18 protein-coding genes are annotated in these 19295 nt (G+C 66.2%); 3 read left to right on the plus strand and 15 right to left on the minus strand.

From position 1 onward, the window contains the following. Positions 1-3 precede the first annotated feature (3 nt). Positions 4-918, minus strand: a complete 915-nt coding sequence (nifU, locus tag AC1PQG_RS07140) for a Fe-S cluster assembly protein NifU (RefSeq protein WP_481121918.1) — start codon at positions 916-918, stop codon at positions 4-6. 15 nt (positions 919-933) lie between these two features. Further along, positions 934-1257 carry a HesB/IscA family protein gene (locus AC1PQG_RS07145; RefSeq protein WP_481121919.1) on the minus strand — a complete coding sequence of 108 codons (324 nt, stop codon included), beginning with the start codon at positions 1255-1257 and terminating at the stop codon, positions 934-936. A 339-nt stretch (positions 1258-1596) separates the two neighbouring features. Here AC1PQG_RS07145 and AC1PQG_RS07150 point away from each other — a divergent pair, with 339 nt between their 5' ends. Together AC1PQG_RS07150 and AC1PQG_RS07155 are read left to right on the plus strand one after the other, a co-directional pair. Next, positions 1597-3039, plus strand: a complete 1443-nt coding sequence (locus AC1PQG_RS07150) for a UbiA family prenyltransferase (protein ID WP_481121920.1) — start codon at positions 1597-1599, stop codon at positions 3037-3039. Next, positions 3036-3401, plus strand: a complete 366-nt coding sequence (locus tag AC1PQG_RS07155; protein WP_481121921.1) for a DMT family transporter — start codon at positions 3036-3038, stop codon at positions 3399-3401. Before AC1PQG_RS07150 ends, AC1PQG_RS07155 begins: the two co-directional genes overlap by 4 nt. A 174-nt stretch (positions 3402-3575) precedes the next feature. On the opposite strand, the gene AC1PQG_RS07160 is transcribed toward AC1PQG_RS07155, so the two are convergent. From AC1PQG_RS07160 to AC1PQG_RS07215, 12 genes are all read right to left on the minus strand, one after another. Next, the gene (locus AC1PQG_RS07160) at positions 3576-4385 is read right to left on the minus strand and encodes a peptidyl-prolyl cis-trans isomerase (RefSeq protein ID WP_481121922.1); all 810 of its coding nucleotides are present in this window, start codon (positions 4383-4385) and stop codon (positions 3576-3578) included. A gap of 122 nt (positions 4386-4507) precedes the next feature. Beyond that, positions 4508-5986 (minus strand): efflux transporter outer membrane subunit, encoded by a 1479-nt coding sequence (locus tag AC1PQG_RS07165; RefSeq protein WP_481121923.1) that lies wholly within the window; start codon positions 5984-5986, stop codon positions 4508-4510. 26 nt (positions 5987-6012) lie between these two features. Further along, positions 6013-6996, minus strand: a complete 984-nt coding sequence (locus tag AC1PQG_RS07170; protein WP_481121924.1) for an efflux RND transporter periplasmic adaptor subunit — start codon at positions 6994-6996, stop codon at positions 6013-6015. After that, entirely contained in the window at positions 6993-7715 is a 723-nt protein-coding gene (locus AC1PQG_RS07175; RefSeq protein ID WP_481121925.1) for an ABC transporter ATP-binding protein, read from the minus strand. Before AC1PQG_RS07175 ends, AC1PQG_RS07170 begins: the two co-directional genes overlap by 4 nt. Next, entirely contained in the window at positions 7712-8869 is a 1158-nt protein-coding gene (locus AC1PQG_RS07180; RefSeq protein WP_481121926.1) for an ABC transporter permease, read from the minus strand. The genes AC1PQG_RS07175 and AC1PQG_RS07180 overlap by 4 nt, the downstream gene beginning before the upstream one ends. 96 nt (positions 8870-8965) lie before the next feature. Then, on the minus strand, positions 8966-11092 hold the full coding sequence (locus tag AC1PQG_RS07185) for a 4Fe-4S binding protein (protein ID WP_481121927.1): 2127 nt from the start codon (positions 11090-11092) through the stop codon (positions 8966-8968). Between the two features lie 8 nt (positions 11093-11100). Then, complete coding sequence (locus AC1PQG_RS07190; protein WP_481121928.1) at positions 11101-11619, minus strand: SRPBCC family protein; 519 nt, start codon at positions 11617-11619, stop codon at positions 11101-11103. Between the two features lie 46 nt (positions 11620-11665). Then, a complete protein-coding gene (locus AC1PQG_RS07195) occupies positions 11666-12307 on the minus strand; it encodes a response regulator (protein WP_481121929.1) in 642 nt (213 codons plus the stop codon). Beyond that, the gene (locus AC1PQG_RS07200; RefSeq protein ID WP_481121930.1) at positions 12304-13758 is read right to left on the minus strand and encodes a HAMP domain-containing sensor histidine kinase; all 1455 of its coding nucleotides are present in this window, start codon (positions 13756-13758) and stop codon (positions 12304-12306) included. Before AC1PQG_RS07200 ends, AC1PQG_RS07195 begins: the two co-directional genes overlap by 4 nt. After that, positions 13755-14567 (minus strand): energy transducer TonB, encoded by an 813-nt coding sequence (locus tag AC1PQG_RS07205; RefSeq protein WP_481121931.1) that lies wholly within the window; start codon positions 14565-14567, stop codon positions 13755-13757. The genes AC1PQG_RS07200 and AC1PQG_RS07205 overlap by 4 nt, the downstream gene beginning before the upstream one ends. Further along, on the minus strand, positions 14564-15523 hold the full coding sequence (locus tag AC1PQG_RS07210) for a quinoprotein relay system zinc metallohydrolase 1 (protein ID WP_481121932.1): 960 nt from the start codon (positions 15521-15523) through the stop codon (positions 14564-14566). Before AC1PQG_RS07210 ends, AC1PQG_RS07205 begins: the two co-directional genes overlap by 4 nt. Continuing rightward, entirely contained in the window at positions 15520-16305 is a 786-nt protein-coding gene (locus tag AC1PQG_RS07215; protein ID WP_481121933.1) for a quinoprotein dehydrogenase-associated SoxYZ-like carrier, read from the minus strand. The genes AC1PQG_RS07210 and AC1PQG_RS07215 overlap by 4 nt, the downstream gene beginning before the upstream one ends. Positions 16306-16849: 544 nt before the next feature. Between AC1PQG_RS07215 and AC1PQG_RS07220 the strand changes: the two genes are divergently transcribed. Then, entirely contained in the window at positions 16850-18616 is a 1767-nt protein-coding gene (locus tag AC1PQG_RS07220) for a PQQ-dependent methanol/ethanol family dehydrogenase (protein WP_481121934.1), read from the plus strand. 126 nt (positions 18617-18742) lie between these two features. Here the strand turns inward: AC1PQG_RS07220 and AC1PQG_RS07225 are convergent, their stop codons facing one another. Continuing rightward, entirely contained in the window at positions 18743-19294 is a 552-nt protein-coding gene (locus AC1PQG_RS07225; RefSeq protein ID WP_481121935.1) for a metal-dependent hydrolase, read from the minus strand. Between the last annotated feature and the right edge of the window lies 1 nt (position 19295).

The raw sequence follows: 19295 nt of genomic DNA on the forward strand, positions 1-19295 counted from the left end.
TGCTTAGCCTCCGTGAGCGTGGGACGCGCAGGCGTGGGCCTGGGCCTTGGCGGCGGGCACGACGCGGACGAATTCGCCGAGGGCTTCGATCATCTTGGTCTGGATGCCGGCCAGCGTGGCTGCTTCCATCTGGCAGCCGGAGCAGGCGCCGGTGAGGTTCACCAGGATGTTCTTGCCTTCGATGTCCACCAGCTCGATGTCACCACGATCGGCCAGCAGGGTTGGGCGCACCGCAGCGATGACTTCCTCGATCTTGCGGATGCGGGCCAGGGTGCCGAGCTTGGCGGGCGCCGCTTCGGCGACGGCCGGCTTGGCCTTCTTGGCGCCGGCGGGCACGAAGGTTTCGCCGCGTTCGGCCATCACCTTGGTGAGGATTTCCTCGATCGGCTCGTGGCAGGTGGAGCAGCCACCGCCGGCCTTGGTGTAGTTGGTGACTTCTTCCACCGTGGAGAGCTTGTTGGCGCGGATGGTGTCTTCGATCATCTGGCTATCGACGGCGAAGCACTTGCAGACCAGTGCGCCTTCCTCGTGGTCGTCGCTCCATTCTTCGCCGCGGTAGTTGGCGATGGCGGCGTGCAGGGCTTCGCGGCCCATCACGGAGCAGTGCATCTTTTCCGGCGGCAGACCGTCGAGGAAGTCGGCGATGTCCTGGTTGCTGATCTGCTTGGCTTCGTCGAGGGTCTTGCCCTTGACCATCTCGGTCAGCGCGGAGGAGGAGGCGATCGCCGAGCCGCAGCCGAAGGTCTGGAAGTGCGCGTCCTGGATGATCTCGGTGACCGGGTCGACCTTGAGCATCAGGCGCAGCGCGTCGCCGCAGGAGATGGAGCCGACGTCGCCGGTGGCGTTGGCACCTTCCAGCGGACCCGTGTTACGCGGGTTGTAGAAGTGCTCTTTGACTTTTTCGGTGTAATCCCACATGACAGTCTCCTTCGATCAGGCTGCGAAGGACTGGCCGCATTCGCAGGACTTGGCCGCCTTGGGGTTTTCGAACTTGAAGCCGCTGCCGGACAGGGAATCGACGAAGTCGATGGTGGTGCCTTCGATCAGCGGTGCGGAGTACGGGTCGATCAGAACGGTGAGGCCTTCGATGACGAGCACGTTGTCGTCGTCCTGCTTTTCGGCTTCGAGCTTCATGTTGTATTGCAGGCCGGCGCAACCGCCGCCCGACACCACGATGCGCAGTCCCGCCACCGGATCGGCAGCCGTCGAGATGAAGCGGGAAACAGCCTTACACGCATTGGGGGTGAGGGTGATCATGGTTTTCTCCTGGGGGTGATTGGGTTGTGAGCGCAACTCAGTGTTGCAACCCGTGTGCCAGGCCCGGCTAATTGCGCAATGCATTGAAAATTAAGGATTGTTTTGTGTGTTGTGGCGTACGTTACGGTGTGGGATAGGCGACGCGACAAGGGGATTGTCGTGTTCGTTACACATGCGGGGTATGGCGATCGACGTGGGGGATGAGGGGGCATGGAGCGATGGGGGCCTGGGCGCACCCCATGCTCGTGGCGAAGTCCTTCATGGCAGGCCGGTATAATTCGCCGGACGCTACTGCCTAGCAGTACTTGATGAATGGACTATCCATGGAGCGAATGAATAATGACAAGAGGTATCCCTCTGGTAGTGGATCTGGATGGCACGCTGACGCCGACGGATACACTGGTGGAGTCCGTCGTCAGGCTGATCAGAAAATCGCCTCTCAACCTGCTGCGCTTGCCTTTCTGGCTCTTGAAGGGCAGGGCAAGCTTCAAGGAGGCGGTTGCCATGCATGTCAGCATCCCGCCGGAAAGCCTGCCCTACCGCAGACCCTTGCTGGACTATCTGCGCGAGGAGAAGGAGAAAGGGCGTCCATTGGTCCTGGCTACCGCGGCGCATCAGTCGATCGCCGAAGGGGTTTCCAGGCATCTGGGTTTGTTCGACCAGGTGCTGGCTAGCTGCAGCGATCACAACCTGAAGGGCAGCGCCAAGCTGAAGGCAATCCGGGATAACGTCGGTGAGACATTCGTCTATGCGGGCGACAGCCGGGCCGACCTGCCCATCTGGAGATCCGCCGAAGCGGCCATCCTGGTCGGCGTGACGCCCGCAACCGCTGCCGAGGTCAGGGGCGATACCCCGATCGAGCGGGAATTCCCGGCGGAGCGGGTGAACCTCGCCGTCTGGCTGCGTGCGTTGCGAGTCCATCAATGGACAAAGAACCTGCTCCTGTTGGTGCCCCTGCTGACCGCCTTCTCGTTTCTCGATGTCTCCAAGCTGCTGGCGATTGGCCTGGCCTTCCTGTCGTTCTCGTTCGCCGCTTCGGCCACCTACATGGTGAACGATCTATGGGATCTGGATAACGACCGGGCACATCCCCGTAAGCGCAAGCGCCCGTTTGCCAGTGCCACGTTGCCGATCCTGCGCGGCGTGATGGTGGCGGGCCTGGCCCTGGCGTTGGCCTGTGTGATGGCGCTGGCGGTGTCGAGAGGGTTCTTTCTGATGCTGCTGCTGTACCTGGTGCTGACCAGTGCCTATAGCTGGGTGCTGAAAGCCTATGTATTGGTCGACGTGCTGATGCTGTCCATCCTCTACACCTTGCGTATCCTGGCGGGGTCAGTAGCCATTGGCGTGGTGACGAGTTCCTGGTTGCTGGCCTTCTCCGCGTTCATGTTCTTCAGTCTTGCCTTGATAAAGCGCTGTGCCGAACTGGTGTCGCTGGCACAACGGGGAGGGCATGTCGTGCGGGGCCGCGATTACCGGGTGAGTGACCTCGGCGTGTTGTGGCCGCTGGGGGTGGGGGCGGCATTGTCGTCGGTGGTGGTGTTCGGGCTCTTCATCAGTGCGCCGGAGACCTTGTCGCATTACGCTGCACCGCAGCTGCTTTGGATGGTGGCGATGGGCCTGATCTATTGGCTGGCCCGTTTGTGGATCAAGACTTCGCGAGGGGAGATGCACGAAGATCCGGTGATCTATGCCGTGAAGGACATCGGTAGCCGCATTGCCGTCGTGTACATGGTTGCCGTGACGCTACTCGCCCGTTTCATGCCCCTGGATTTCCTGTCATGAACACGCTCATTCTTGCGATTGTCAGTATCGGGCTTTCGGTTGCGGCCCAGTTTTCCTTGAAGGCAGGCATGTCCAGCGAAGGTGTTCGCGAAGCCATGGGGCAGCCCTACACGTTGCGTGCTCTGTTGTCCGTCTTCACGAACAGCTACGTGCTGGCTGGCTTTCTGTGCTACGGGCTAGGGGCGGTCGTCTGGCTGGGGGTTTTGTCGAAATGGGATGTCAGCAAGGCTTATCCCCTCGTCGGGCTGGGGTTTGCCGGGACCGCTGCGGTAGGCATTCTGCTTGGGGAGCAGGTTGGGGGGCTGCGCATGATCGGCGTTGCCTTGATCTGCGCAGGTGTATTCCTGGTGGGACGGAGTTGATATCGGGATGCTGACCTAGCGATCCGTGCGAACGGGATCCTGTGGGCGATCCCGTTCGCACGGATCGCTGGCGTCGCGAACAATACTTCAGCCGGATGCCAGCCGGCGTTGCCGGAAAAACAAGGGGAGCCGTCTGGCTCCCCTTGTTTTTGGGCTGATGAGGCTATGCCTGGATCAGTTGATCTTGGCTGCCTTGGCCAGTTCCTGGAGGTGCTGTTCCACCAGCTGGCCCTGCAGGCGCTGGGTGATCTGCGGCTTGGCTTCTTCGAAGCTGGGCAGCTTGAGATCACGGATTTCGTCGAGCTGGATCACGTGATAGCCGAAGGGGGTCTGCACCGGCGTCTGGGTATAGGTGCCCGGGGTCAGGCCGGCGAGAGCCTTGGCAAACGGCTCGACGAAGCTGCTCGGCACGGTCCAGCCGAGGTCGCCGCCCTTGTCCTTGGTACCGGGATCGGTGGACAGGCTGGCCAGCTTGTCGAACTTCTCACCCATCTTGAGGCGCTCGATGATGTCCTTGGCTTCCTTCTCTTCCTTCACGAGGATGTGGCGGGACTTGAACTCCTTGCTGCCGGTCTGGGCCACGAGGCGGTCATACTCGGCCTTGGCGGCGGCGTCGGTGACCGGGTGGCTCTGCACGTAGTCGGCCACGTAGGCGTTGGCGATGATCTGGTGGCGAGCCAGGTCCAGCTGCAGGGCGATCTCGGGCTTGCGGTCGAGGCCTTTCTTCTTGGCGGCCTGGTTGAGCAGTTCGGTCTGGATCAGGCGGCCGCGGATCTCATTGGTGAGTTGCGGGCCGTCGGTGGCGCCCTGGGCTTTGGCACGATCTGCCAGCAGGTCGTAGGCGCCCTGGGGAATGCCCACGCCATTGACCGTGGCCACGTTCTTGCCGGCGGCGGCCTTGGCCGGCTCGGCGGCGAAGGCGGGGGCCTGGGCCAGCAGGCCGGCGATCAGGGTGAGGGGGAGGAGGGTGCGGGAAAACTTCATGGGGATTCCTTGTTGATGGGCTGCTGGTGTAGCTGGGCGGCAAGGCGAATCGTGCTGTCCGAGCGCAAGAGACAACTGTTTTGTGTTGAGCCACGCAGTATTCCGAAGGGCATGCAGTCTCGTCAACGTGCTGGATACGCCTGCAAGCCGGATGCAAGGCTGCCCGGCCCGGTGTTGTCGGCCTGCGGGTCTGCTGTCGATCGCCATCCGCCGCCCAAAGCCTTGTGCAGCGCGACCAGATCGGTGAGCAGATTGGCCCGGGATTGGCTCAAGTTGCGTTGCGCATTGAACTGCGAGCCTTCCGCCGTGAGTACGTCGAGGAAGGTCGTAAGGCCGCGCCGATAGCGATCCCTGGCCAGGCTGACAGCCTGCAGGTTGGCGCTGACTGCTTCGGCGAGGGCGACTTGCCGTGATCTTTCTGCATAGTAGTTGGTCAGCGCGTTCTCCACGTCTTCAAGCGCGCTGTGGTAGGCGGCCCGGTAGCGGGCCAGGGCTTCGTCGAAAATGGCTTGCCGGCTGGCGATCTGCGCTTGCGTCCGCCCCCCGTTGAAGACTGGCAGCGACAGGCCGGGCACGATGGACCAATAGCGGCTCGATTGTTCGGCGAAGCGGGATGCCTGGTTGCTTTGCAGGCCGAGGCCCAGGGTCAGGTCGAATTTCGGGTACAGATTGGCGGTGGCGACGCCGATGTCCGCCGACGCGGCCGCCAGGTTGCGTTCCGCTGCCCGCAGGTCAGGGCGACGGGCCAGTAGTTCGGCGGGCAGGCCCACGGCGCTGAGGCCCGTGTCGGCAGGCAGAGGTGCGGAGGTGCTCAGTTCGGCCTTCAGTGCCGCCGGCTCCCGGCCGACCAGGATTCCCAGGCGATGGATGGACTGGGCGATAGCGGCGGTCAGTACGGGGATGTTGGCCTCGGTGGTGGCGCGTTGGGCGTCGGCCTGGCTGACATCCAGATAGCTGGTGAGGCCGAGTCGATAGCGTTCGCGGGTGACATCGACGGTTTGCCGTTGGCTCTCGGTGTTGGCGCGGACGATGTCGAGCTGGGCCTGGTTGGCCCGGAGCTCGATGTAGTTGCGGGCGAGCTCGCCGCGCAGGCTGAGACGGGTCGCATCCAGGTTGGCGGTGCTTGCTTCGAGGCTCGCCCGGGCGCTTTCCTCGGCCCGGCGGAGTCCGCCGAATACGTCGATTTCCCAACTGGCATCGAAGCCCGTCAGATACACGCTGGTCGGTCCCTTGTTGGACGCGAGGGCTGCGGCCGCGGTGTTGTTGCTGCTGTCGCTGCGGTTGACCGAGGCACTGGCATTGACGTTCGGAAGGCGTGCAGCGTCCGCCGTCAGCCAGGCTGCCCGCGCCTGTCGTACGCGGGCCTGGGCCTGAGCGAGATCGAGGCTGCCGCGGTCGGCCTCGTTGATCAGGCGATCCAGTACAGGATCGCCGAAGGCCTGCCACCAGCGGCTCTGCGCCAAACCGGGGGCCGGGGATGGGGGCTCCTGTGCAGCGGACCATTGCTGTGGTGCGCCCAGATCAGGCTGCACATAATCCGGTCCGACGGCGCTGCAGCCGCACAGGCTCGCCGCAAGCAGCATCGCCAGGGGCGTGGCCATGCACCGGCGTCGGTGTCGATAGGAGGTCATCGCGTAACTCCGCTGGCATGCGTCGCCGCGGGGGCTACGGGGGCGATCTCCGGTGTCTCGATGAACACGTCCATCTGCTGGCCCACGAAGGCCGGCAGCGCATTGCGCGGGAAGCTGTAGAGGACCTGCAGCACCCGGGTATCGACCCGCTCGGTACTGGCGCCGGTAAGGGACTGTTTGGGCGTCACGTAGGGTTCGACCCGGACGAAGCTCAGCGGCGTCTTCAATTCGCGGTTGCCGCGCAGGGAGGCCGCTGCGGCGGTCTGCGGCTTGAATCGCCAGGCGTCGTTCTCGTCGATATTGACGCGGACATAGAGCTGGTCGAGATTGCCCATCTTGATGAGCGGGGTGGTGAGGACGCCAGCCTGCGCAAATTCGCCGGGGCGGATGTTCACCTGCATGATCTCCCCGTCGATAGGCGCACGCACCGTCAGGCGCTCAATTTCGATCTGCGTGGATTTGACGTCGGCTTCGGCGGCCGTGACCGCCGCATGTGCGCTCTCCAGCCTTGCCTTGGCCAGCAGTTCGGCATTGCGGCGTTTCTGCACGTCGTCCAGGCTCACCGCGCGCTGGTCGCCGGCGCTGCTCACCAGCGCGTACTGGGAGCGGGCATCCTCAAGGGTCGCCTTGGCCTCTTCGACTGCCGCCCGGGCCTTGACGACGTTGGCCTGCTTGACGAGCAGCGTGGCCCGGAAGTCCCGGTCGTCGATCTGGAACAGCGGCGTGCTGACCGCCACGTGCTCGCCGACCTTGACGAGCACTTTCTGAACGATGCCGGCCACGCCGGTGCCGATATCGATGTTGTTGCTGCTCGCTTCCACGAGTCCGGCCCCGCCGATGTAGGACTTGAACGGTGCCTGGGCCGGTTGGGCGACCGGTTGGGCGGGCGGGGGCCTGCGTTCGGCCTGGACGGCCACGATGATGGCGACGATCAGGCCCAAGGCAGCCAGACCGGGGAGGATCCGGTTCTTGAGTTTCATGGGGCGTTCTCCGTGGTTCCGCGCTCCGCCTGCTCCACGCTGACGATGCGGCCGTCTTCCATGCGGGCGATGCGGTCGGCGAATTCGTAGATGCGGGCATCGTGAGTGACGATCACCAGCGCCCGGTCGCTGCCGACGGCCACGTTCTTGAGAACCTGCATCACCTTGTGTCCGGTTTCACCGTCGAGGGCGCTGGTTGGCTCGTCGCAGACCACCAGGCGCGGCCGGTGGACGATGGCGCGGGCGATGGCGACGCGCTGCTGCTGGCCACCGGAAAGCTGGGTGGGCAACGCGTCCTCCCGTCCTTCCAGTTGTACGTCGCGCAGCCGGGCGCGGGCTTCCGCGACTGCGCTTTCGAAGGGCACGCCATTGATGAGCAAGGGGATCGCCACGTTCTCGGCGGCGGTCAGGGTGGGGATCAGGTTGAAGGACTGGAACACGAAACCGATGGCCTGGCCCCGGTAGCGGGTCCGCTCGGTGGCCGGCAGGCGCGTGATGTCCTGCCCGAACAACAGGCATTCGCCGTCGTCCTGATCGAGGATGCCGGCGATGACCGAGATCAGCGTCGTCTTGCCGCAACCGGAAGGGCCGACCAGCATCAGCAACTCGCCCATCCGTACTTCCAGATCGATGCCACGTAAGGCCAGCACCTCGGCTTCCCCGCTGCCGTATCGCTTGACGATGCCCGTGCATTGCACGGCAGATGTGGGCCCGTTCATTTGAACACCACCGCGGGTTCGAGTTTGAGCACCTTGCGCACGCTGATGAGCGCCGCGAATAGCACGATGACCGCCACTGCGATGCTGCTGCCGAGGAGCAGTTGCCAGTTCAGCGTCATCGACAGTCCCGGGCGTTCGCGGGTGATGGCGGCAAACACGGCCGTGGCACCGGCCCCCAGCCCGAATCCGACGAAACCGACCAGCAGCGCCTGCAGCAAGATCATCCGGCGCAGCATGCGGTCCGTGGCCCCCATCGCCTTGAAGACGGCGAAATAGCGCAGGTTGTCGAGGGTGAAGTTGTAGAAGATCTGGCCGGTCACCGCTGCGCCGACAATGAATCCGACGATCACCACGAAGCCGAAGTTGGTGAGGATCGACGTGTTGTTGAGGATATACAGGAAGGTCATGTCCTTGAACTCGTCGGCGCTGCGGGCGGCCATGCCCGTGTCGTGGCGGATGCGCTCCGTCACGTTTGCAAGCGGTTCGCCGGCCTTGGCCTTGACGAGGATGTAGGAGAGCAGCTTGCGCTCCGACAGGGCATAGGTCGTGGCCCGCGTGTAAGTGGTGTAGATGATCGGCTGGGACTGGAAAGTGGCGCCGGCGCGGGCGATGCCCACGACCCGGGCCCGCTTGTCGTTGATCTCGAGGATGTCGCCGACCTGCAGGGGCTCTGCCTTTTTACCGGGGCGGGCGGGCTTGGCGAGACGGCCGGTGGCGCCGGCCTCGTCGACGATCACCGCGTCGGGCAGGCGCAGGTCGGCCAGCCGGCCCTTGAGCATGACGGCGGGGCCGCCGATCAGGGTGGCGTCATCCAGGCCGATCAGGTTCGAACTGACGAGCTGGCCGTCGCCCAGCCGGACCCGCTGATTGCCCTTGTAGAGGGGCACCGCCCATTCCACGCCCTTGACGCCACGTACCCGGTACAACTCGGTGTCGAGCATGGGCTGGGAGTCGTCCACGTACTTGACCATCGGGTCCATCACCCAGATGTCCGGCAACGCGACGTCGGAGATGAAGCTGTAGGTACGGGAAAAGATTGAGATCAGGATGCCCGGCTGCTGGATCATCAGCAGGGAGGCGAGGGCGATGCCGGTGATGATGCCGAAATACTTGCCACGATCACCGAGGAGCATCTTCAGCGCTATGCGGAACATCCGGGCACCGTCATGACAGGAGCAGAGTCGCCATTGTGCGCTCCTGGGGCGGCGGCGATGCGTCCTAGATCAAAGGAACGCATCGTGCCGACGGTTTCAAGGACGATGTGTTTCGCCGGATGGGGGCAGGCCTTTCTTGCGGTACAGCATGATCGGCGCGCAGCGCTTCTCGTCGTGATAGATGCCGACGCAATCGAGGCACTGGAAGCAATCGTCGTAGCGGATCGCGCCGGATTTCTCGATAGCGTCGTAGGCGCAACGGTGACGGCAGGTCTGGCAGGGCTGGCCGCACTCCCGGCGGCGCGGCAGCCAGTCGAGGAGGCGCAGCTTGCCGCCGAGGGTCATCGCTGCGCCGAGGGGGCACAGATAGCGGCAGAAAAACTTGTAATACAGCCCGCCGAGGACGAGCAGCAGCATCGCGTAGGCGACGAAGGGCCAGTGCCGGTCGAAGCCGACGGTGATGGCGGTCTTGAAGGGCTCCACCTCGACACCGGTCTCGGCCAGCCGTGGGGCGAAGGCAGCGGCAGCCACCAGCGCGGCGAGGATCGCGTAGCGCCCCCGGTCGAGGATGCGGGCGACGGCGGCCGGCAGCCGCAGCCGCGGCAGGCGCAGCGCGCGGGCCAGCAGCGCGGCGAACTCCTGCAGCGCGCCGAAGGGGCACAGCCAGCCGCAGAAGGTGCCGCGGCCCCACACCACGAAGCTGATCGCGGTGAAGGCGATCAGCAGCAGGCTCACTGGGTCGTACAGGAAGCTCTTGAGGCCGGCCCCGGCTGTTACCGATTTGATCGCACCGGTGATCTGCACGATGGACAGCTGGCCTTGCGCGTACCAGCCGATGTAGCCGAGGGTGAAGGCCAGGAAGGCCAGCCGGAAGACCTTGAGCCGGCGCGCCGACACGGAGATCCAGCGCGGGTGGGCGAGCACCACGGACAGCAGGACCAATGCGGCGGCGATGATGGCCAGCTCCACGGCCCGGTCCTTCCAGGCGATCAGCCAGTCGGGCAGCGGCGCGGGTGGGCGGGAGAACAGTTCCTCCGGGGCCTGGTAGTCGAGGCTGACGCTGCGCTGGGTGAGGATCGGCAGCATCGAGCCCTTGGCGCGGGTGATGGTCAGTTCGAAGCGTACCGGCGCGGCTGGATCGACGCCGGACATCGGCGGTACGCGCAGCACCAGCGCGGCGTTGAGGGGCGGCGCGCCGGCCGGTGGGCGCGGTGAGATGTCCAGGTCGCGCAGCTCCACCGGGCCGCCGGCCTGGCTGAAGGCCAGCCGGGCCGGCACGGTGCCGCGGGTGAAGCCGTCGTCGATGAAGGCGTCACGCCCCGCGCTGGCCACCCAGTAGGCCTGCTGACCGGGCTCCAGGCGGCGCAGCAGGTCGGTGTGGCCGGCATCGCCGAGGATCGCCCGGCCGATGGTCGGCGCGTTGAGGTAGGCGACGTAGAGGTCGCTGAAGGTCTCGTCCGGCCGGGCCAGTGCGTCGGCATCCACGCCGGCGCCGTCCGTGCCGGCGAACTGCTTTTCCACGTCGGCGTTGCTGAGGTGCAGGCGGCCGATGGCGCCGGACTTCACCAGTTCGGCAAAGCTGCGGTGTTCATAGACGTCGGTGCGTACTTCGGCGACGGGCCCCTTGTCGCTGGCCGGCGCGGCGAAGCCGAGGCGGGCGCGGGCCACGGCCAGTCCGGCAGTGAGCACGGTCTGGTTGACGATGCGCACCGAGGCGGTGGCCTTGCTGACGCCGTCCAGCACCACGCGCTTGCTGCCGGCGCCGCTGCGGGTGTTGCCGTACAGGCTGGAGACGGTGATCTCCTGCTTGAGGCTCTTGTTGCGGTACTGGAGCAGGAAGTCGCGCAACGGGCCTTCGCCGAGGCCGGACAGGAAGACCGGCTCGTGCTGGCGGATCAGCTCCACGTCCATGAAGCCGCCCTTGCGGTCGAGGCTGACCAGCAGGTTCAGCGGGGTGCCCTCGAAGCCGGGGATCGGCGCCAGGTCGATGGATTCGAAAGCGTAGGCGACCGGGCCGGCCTCGGGTTCCAGCTCCGAGGTGATCGGCCAGGCGGGAATGTCACGCAGCTTCTCGCCCACGTGCAGCGGGGGCGGAAAGCGGCGGGCGATGTCGGCGTGGTTCAGGTCGCCGGCGTCGGCCTGGAAGGCCAGCCCGGCGAGCAGGAGGGTGAGCAGGCCCGCGAGGATGCGGCGGAACAGGTGGCGCGCGATCCCCGTGGGCATGGCGGCGCTCAGTGGGCTTCGAGCTGCTTCTTGAGGGCGTCGAGGCCGCTGGTGTAGATGCCGCTCACGGCCTTGCGCGCGCCGGTGTCGTCGGCGCCTTCGGCCGGCTTCTCGTCCTTGCGGCGGAAAGTGGACGACCATTCCACATGGCTGCCGCCCTTGGCCGGCTTGATGGTCAGGGTGGACACGTAGCCGCTGACCGGCAGCGGGGAGTCGATGATGCGGTAGGTGTAGCTGTGGGCGGCGGCCTTGTAGGCGACCAGCTCCTCGACGAGCTTGGCGCCGTCCTTGGTGGTGACGGTGCGCACGGCGCCCTTGGTGTTGTTCTTGCCTTTGTCGAGGCTGGTGCTGCCGACGGCCGGGTGCCAGCCCAGGTTGTCGAAGCTGCTGATCACTTCCCACACCTTGGCCGGCGGCGCGGCGATGTCGATCTGTTCCTTCACCTTCAGTTCGGGGCGGGCGGCGAGGGCCGGCGCGGCGGCGGCAACGGCAAGGGCGGCGACGAGGAGCTTGCTGCGATAGGTCATGGAGGTCTCGCTGGTTGAGGGAAAAGGAAGAGGAATAGGGAAGGGCCTACACCTGGATCAGGCCGGAGCGCACAGCGGCCATCGCCAGTTCGGCCATGTTCTGCACGCCGAGCTTTTGCTTGATGTGGTACAGGTGGGTCCCAACGGTGTTGGGGCTGAGGTGAAAGTCGCTGGCGACCTCGGCTACCGAGCGGCCCTGGGCGAGCTGCAGGAAGACGTTGAATTCCTTGTCAGTGAGGGCTTCGGCCGGGTGTTCGGGGCGATCGGCGCGGCGCAGCGCGCTGGCGATTTCCGGGTCGATGTAGCGCTGGCCGGCGGAGATCTGCCCGACCGCCTGCAACAGCTCTTCCGGGGGGCTGCGCTTGCACAGGTAGCCGGCGGCGCCGAGCTTGAGGGCCCGCTCGGCGGTGATCGCGTCGGCGTGGGCGGAGGCGATCAGCACCCGGGCCCGGGGCTTCCTGGCCATGATCCGCTCCAGGGCGGCGAGGCCGCCGCAGCCGGGCATCGACAGATCCATCACCAGCACGTCCGGATCCTCGCTCGCCATCAGCTGCTGGGCGGCCTCGCCGCTGTCGGCTTCGGCGATGACCTGGGCGCCGGCGCCTTCGAGGAGCAGGCGGAAGCCCATGCGCACGATGGCGTGGTCGTCGGCGAGGATGATGCGGAGGCGATCCAGATTGGTGTTCATGATGCGTCGGGCTCCGTGCTGGGTAGGACGTCGTCGGTCCGGTCTGTCGCCGGGCCGATCGGCAGACGGGCGCGGATGCGCGTGCCGCCTGCGGACGGGCAGGAGATATCGAGGCTGCCGCCGAGTTCGGCGACGCGTTCGCGCATGCCGGCGAGGCCGAAGCCAGCCTGGCCGGAGGCCGGCATGATGCCGCGCCCGTTGTCGCTGACCTCGACGGTCAGCGCGTCGCCCTCCCGCAACAGGCGGATGCGGGTTTTGCTGGCCTGGGCGTGGCGGACGACGTTGGTGCACGATTCCTGAACGATCCGTAGCGCGGTCAGCGTCACGTCGTCCGGCAACGGGCTGGGGCCGGCGAACAGTTCGGTGTTGAGTTCGACGTCGGTGTGGCGCTGGCTCCAGGCTGCGAGATAGCTGCGCACCGCGTCGTCGAGGGTTTCCTGGGGGCCGCTGCGTGGCGGGCGCAGGCGGGTGAGCAGCGCGCGCACGTCGCCCTGCATGCGCGAGGTGACGTCGCGGATCACCTCGGCGCTCTGGCGGATGGCCGGCGTGTTGTCGCTGCGCTGGACGATGGCGCCCGCCAGCGCGGCCACTGCGGTGATGCTCTGGCCGAGTTCGTCGTGGAGCTCACGGGCGATGGCCTTGCGATCGGCCTCCAGTCTTTCGGTGACGGTTCGCGCCAGGGCCTGCTCGTGGTTCAGGCGCACGTTCTCGGCCACCGCCCGCTCCAGGCGCAAGGCCATGGAGTTGAAGGCCTCGGCCAGGTGGGCCAGCTCGATGGGGCCGTCCACTGGCAGTCGCGTGTCGAAGTTGCCTTCGCCGGCCCGGTCGAGGGCCGCCATCACGGTGCCGAGGGGCTTGAGGGCGCGGTCAATGGCGAACCAGCAGCCGAGGAACAGGCCAGCCAGTGCCAGCAGCGCGCGGGTGGCGGCAGCGGTGAGGTCGTCCCACAGGTCGAGCACGGCGCGGGAGGCGTCCGGCTGCAGGCTCAGCGTCAGCGTGCCGGCCTGCAGCTTGAGGGACGGCAGTTCGGGCTTCAGCCAGTCGAAGAACCAGCCCGGCGCATCGCGGCCGGCCTTGTAGGCGGACGGGGGCGACTGGTACAGCAGCTTGCCGCCGGCGTTGCGAACCTCCAGCTGGTGGGCGCGGATGCGCCCGACCGCGTTGAGGTGGGCGATCAGGCGGGCCTCGGTCCACGCCGGGTCGCCGGCGGCGGTACCCTGGGCGGAGACCGTCAGCCACTGGCTGGCGACCCGGTTAGCGGCGGTGATCTCTTCGGCGATGGCGACGCGGGCATCACGGATCCACAGCGCGGCGCCAGTCAGCACGAAAGCGGCGGCCAGCGCGGTGAGCACCAGGCTGACGCGCAGGCGCAGGGACAGGCTACGGGGCGGGCTGGCGGGCGTCACGTCGGCGGCCCCTTCGGACGCCAGGGCGCAGGCAGGTGCGGTCATGTGGGCTTGTCCAGCTTGAACAGGACCGGAACGACGATCTGGATCTCCTTGTTCTGCAGCGCTTCCGGCGGGCGCGGCAGCGTGCCGGCGGTGGTGACCAGCTGCACGGCGTTCTGGTCGAGCACCTCGAAGCCGCTGGAGCGCACCACCTGGGTGGCGACGATGTTGCCCTTGCGGGCGATGGTGATGCGCACCTGGACTTCACCTTCCCAGCCGCGCATGGCGGCCAGGCGCGGGTACTGCTGGTGGCGGGCAAACAGGGACGACAGGCTGCGCCCGTAGCGCTCGAGGAGCGCCGGGTCGGGCGGCTCGTCGACGGCAAGTGCGGGTGCGGTGTCCACGCGGGCGACGACGGGGGCTGGCGAGGTGGCCGGCGCGGGCGTGCGCGGCGTGTTCTCGGCGACGACAGGAGGCGCAGCCGGTGCCGGCATGCTGACCTGGGCGACGGGCTCCGTTGTGCGGACCACCGGTGCAGGCGGGGTGTCGGGGCGCGCCGGGCGGGTCAGGATCGGTGTTGGCTTGGGCGCCTGGACGGTGACAGGCGGGGGCGCCCGATGCACGGGCGGCGCTTCGACTGGCACGACCACGGCGGGGCGCGGCGGTGGAGGGGCTTCAGGTGCGGGCTGCGGCGCGCGCAGGATCACTTGCAGCGGGCGCGGCAGGGCGGCGGTCTGTTCCGGCGTCCAGCCGCGCTGGGCGAGGAGCACCAAGTGCAGGCCGATCGACAGGCCGATGGCCAGCTTGAGCGGGCGTGGCAGTGCTGCGGGGCGTGGCCACGAGGTTTCGGGCAACAAGGGCAGCGTGCTCATCGGGCGCTTCTCCCGGGATGGGCCAGTGCATGCTGCTCGTAGGCCGGGTAGAGCTGGCCCACGGAGCGGCGGTACTCGGCTTCGACCACCGCCAGGCGACGAAATTCAGCCGGTAGCGGGATGGCCAGCACTTCGGTCATGTCGAGGCCGTCCTCGGCGGCCTGGCGCAGATTGCCGTCCAGCCAGCCGAGCCAGGCGCGGGTCTGGCGAATCGGTGCCGTGCCTTGGGCCACCGGGCCGTGGCCGGGGACGATCTGCTTGAAGCCGAGGCTTTCGAGGCGATCGAGAGCCTTCTGCCAGGCCGCCAGGTTGGCGTGGGGCGTGGTGGGTGCGCGGTCGTTGAAGACCAGGTCGCCAGCGAAGAGCACGCCAGTGCTCCGGTCGAAGATTGCCAGGTCGGCGCCGGTGTGGCCGTCGAGGGCGATCAGTTCGAGGTGGTGGCCGCCCAATTCCAGAGGGCCGGCCGTCAGTTGCTTGGCCGGGGCGAGCGGTTCGGTGCCGGCCATCCAGTCGCCGGCAAGGCGGTACATGTTCTCGTTGAATGTACCGCCTTCCGCGTGGATACCGCTGATGGTGCCGGGCAGTGCAGCCAGGGTGTCCGGCGCGAAGGCCTGGTTGCCGAGGAAGTGGTCCGGGTGGTGGTGGGTATTGACCACCATCGTCACCGGTTTGTCGGTGATGCGGGCGATGGCGCGCTTGAGCTGCTCGCCGTAGGCCCGCGACGGGCCGCTGTCGATGACCAGCACGCCGGCCGGCGTGACGATGAAGCCGGTGTTGACGATGTTGCCGCCGTTGGCGGTGCTGAAGTCCTCGCTACGCCCGACCAGGACCCAGGTGCCGTCGGCGATGGACACCGGCTGCAGGCCGTAGTCCATGTCGGCGGCGGCGAGCAGCAGGGCCCAGCCGAGGGCGAACAGGGCGATGGCGGAACGGGAGGTGCGGCTCAGGATGCTCATTTTTCGATCACGGCCGAGATGGCGTTACCGTTGTTGTCGCGGCCGCTGACCCGGTAGCCGGCGGCGGTCCGGGCGGCGGGAATATCCACCGAGAACACCGGGTTCTCGGCCAGCGGCTCGAAGCCCTCGATCTGCAGCAGCGGCGCGCCCTGTTCGTCGGTGAGCTTCAATTCCTGGATGTAGAAGGCCGGCACGCCGGCGGCAAGGCCGGTGTCTTCCGGGTGGATGATGCGCAGGCGGATCCGTTCGCCGCCTTCCTTGCGGTCCCACACGCGGCTGCTGACTTCACCGAGGCGCTTCTGCCATTCCGGCGAACCACTGCCCGTGGAGGGCAGGGTGCAGCCGCCGCCGGTGGTGTTCACCCAGGTGCCACCCACGTGCCACACGCCGTCGCGGGTCTTGACCGCGGCGCGGACCGGCGTGGACTGCTGCAGCTTGATGCGGAAGCCGAGGCCCGGGTGTGCGCCTTCCGGACGGAAGCGGACGATGCGGGTGATCGGATTGAAGTCGGCGAAGACCAGCACCTCGGTGGCGTCGGGCAGGGCGCCGGCATCGACGCTGACCGGCACGTTGAGGGCGTTCTCGGCGGTCAGCGGCGCGCTGACCTTGACGCGCTGATCGAAGACCACCCGCGCCTTGGCCGGGAAGAATTCCTTGCGCATGTCGCCCCAGCGCGGCGAGTCGAGGGGATCGGTTTGCCGGTCGCCAGCGGCGTAGGCAGTACCAAGGGTGAGGCTACAGGCGAGCACTAGAAGGGCGGCTGCGCCATGTATGCGATGCATTCTCAAGTCTGTCTCCTTGTCGGCGGCCTGACTGGGGTCGGCTCGCTCTATATGTAAGGAGATGGCTGCAAGAGCTGTGCCAGCAAAATCCGGGGTTTCGCGCGGGCGCTCGGCCTCCTATCCTCATTCCGTGGGGATGATCTGCTCCGTTTCAGGCCGGCTGCATGACCCCGGTGGGTGAGCGGTCCGATTTCCGTGTGCGCCAGCGTGAATCGGGGCTGCTTTTCATGCGCTGCAGCATGTTCTGCTTCGGGTTGTTCCAACTTGGAGCACTTGGTGTGGAATGAAGCAGATGTATCGGTGGGCTGAGACAGCGCGACAGGTGTCGCGTTTTGACGGTGGGTTTTCCCTGGCGCCAACTACCCGTTTTGTATCGGGAATTTTTCCCGGCCATAAAAAACGGCGCACACCGCGGGGATGGATGGCACAGCTCTTGCGGTTTCACCCCTGCAGCACGTTTCGGTTGGGCCGGGAGGTGGCCGTCCCGGATCGTGCTTCAGCACCTTCTCAAAGGAGACACTCAATGATCCAAAGGAGCAAAACAATGAAAAAACCGTTTGCGCTGTCCCTCATCGCGGCAGCACTGATGGTTGCAGGTTCCGTCCAGGCCAAGGAAGTCACCGACGCTGACATCTCCAACGATGCCAAGACCACCGGCGACGTCGTCCACTTCGGCCTCGGTCAGCAAGGCCAGCGCTACAGCACCCTGGACAAGATCAACACCAAGACCGTCAAGAACCTGGTGCCCGTTTGGTCCTTCTCCTTTGGTGGTGAGAAGCAGCGCGGCCAGGAATCCCAGCCCCTCGTCTTCGACGGCAAGATGTACGTGACCGCTTCCTACAGCCGCATCTTTGCGCTGGACGCCAAGACCGGCAAGAAGCTGTGGAAGTACGAGCACCGCCTGCCCGAAGGCATCATGCCCTGCTGTGACGTGATCAACCGCGGCGCAGCCCTTTACGGCGACCTGGTCATCTTCGCAACCCTCGACGCCCAGCTCGTGGCCCTGAACAAGGACACCGGCAAGGTCGTCTGGAAGGAGAAGATCGACGACTACGCCGCCGGCTACTCCGCTTCTGCCGCGCCGCTGATCGTCAAGGGCATGGTCGTGACCGGCGTGTCCGGTGGTGAATTCGGCGTCGAAGGCCGTCTGGAAGCCCGCGATGCCAAGACCGGCAAGCTGATCTGGACCCGCCCGACCGTCGAAGGCCACATGGGTTACAAGTGGGAGAACGGCCAGAAGGTTGAGAACGGCATCTCCGGCACCCTCAACGCCACCTGGACCGGCGACCTGTGGAAGACCGGCGGCGCCGCCACCTGGAACGGTGCCACCTACGACCCCGACACCAACCTGATCTTCGTGGGCACCGGCAACCCGTCCCCGTGGAACAGCCACCTGCGCCCCGGCGACAACCTGTTCTCGTCCGCCACCGTGGCCATCAACCCGGATACCGGCAAGATCGTCTGGCACTACCAGACCACCCCGCATGACGGCTGGGACTTCGACGGCGTGAACGAATTCGTGTCCTTCGACTACAAGGATCCGAAGACCGGCAAGATCATCAAGGCGGGCGGCAAGGCCGACCGTAACGGCTTCTTCTTCGTCATCGACCGTACCAACGGCAAGCTGATCAACGCCTTCCCGTTCGTCAAGGACATCACCTGGGCCAAGGGCATCGACCTGAACACCGGCCGTCCGATCTACAACGACGACAACCGTCCGGGCAACCCGGCTGCCGGCGAAGACGGCAAGAAGGGCAAGACCGTGTTCGCGGCCCCGTCCTTCCTGGGCGGCAAGAACCAGATGCAGATGGCCTACAACCCGAAGACCGGCCTGTTCTACGTGCCGGCCAACGAGTGGGGCATGGACATCTGGAACGAGCCCGTCTCCTACAAGCGTGGCGCGGCCTACCTGGGCGCGGGCTTCACCATCAAGGCCCTGCATGACGACTACATCGGCGCGCTGCGCGCTGTCGATCCGGTCGCCGGCAAGATCGTGTGGGAGAACAAGAACTTCGCTCCGCTGTGGGGCGGCGTGCTGACCACCGCTGGTAACCTGAGCTTCTACGGTACGCCGGAAGGCTACCTGAAGGCGCTGGACGCCAAGACCGGTAAGGAAGTCTGGTCCTTCCAGACCGGCTCCGGCGTGGTGGCCCCCCCGATCACCTGGGAAGAAGGCGGCGAGCAGTACGTGGCGGTCGTCTCCGGCTGGGGCGGTGCGGTTCCCCTGTGGGGCGGCGACGTGGCCCGTCGCGTGAACTTCCTCGAGCAGGGTGGTTCCGTGTGGGTCTTCAAGCTGCACAACGGCAAGTAATTGTCGAAGTCCATGGCACTGCGCAAGCAGTGCCGCGGATGGAAAAACGGCACGGGTGCTTGGGGGCTCCGTGCCGTTTTTTTATTTGGTGCTCCGCTCCCGGATCTCAAGCGTACCGACTACCGTTCAGGCGCGATTTCCCCGACCGGCAGACGGAATGTCACGACGGATCAGCACACCGATCGCTGCCGCCACCGCACATGGCGCCCACACCCAGGCGAGCTCCGAGCGCATGACCGCCAGTCCTTGAGCACTGAACACCCGCCGCCAGGACAGGGGCGAGACCTCGATGACCTGCCACGGCGCGAAGTATCGAAGATCCGAAACCGGCCAGAACAGCGCCACGCCGAGGCCACCGTTGGTGAGCATGTCCAGCAGCGGATGCGATACGGCAGCCGCCAGTATGAAAAAGAAGGATGTGCGTCCCGATGTGCGCAGCAGCGGTGCAGCGGCTGAGGCGCCGGCCGCCAGAAGCAGCGCGAACAGCAAGGAATGGCTTGCGCCGCGATGCCCGAATGTGTCGGCATAAGCGATGCCGAGCTTGAAGGCGACGACGTCCAGGTCGGGGGCTATTGCAGCGACTACACCGGCCAGCAGGAGCCGGGAAGGAATCCTGCCGCAACCGAGCCCGATGCCGATGGCGAGGGGAACGGCGGCGTGGGAAATGATGGTCGGCATG

This window comes from Zoogloea sp. GDB6, from assembly GCF_056724105.1.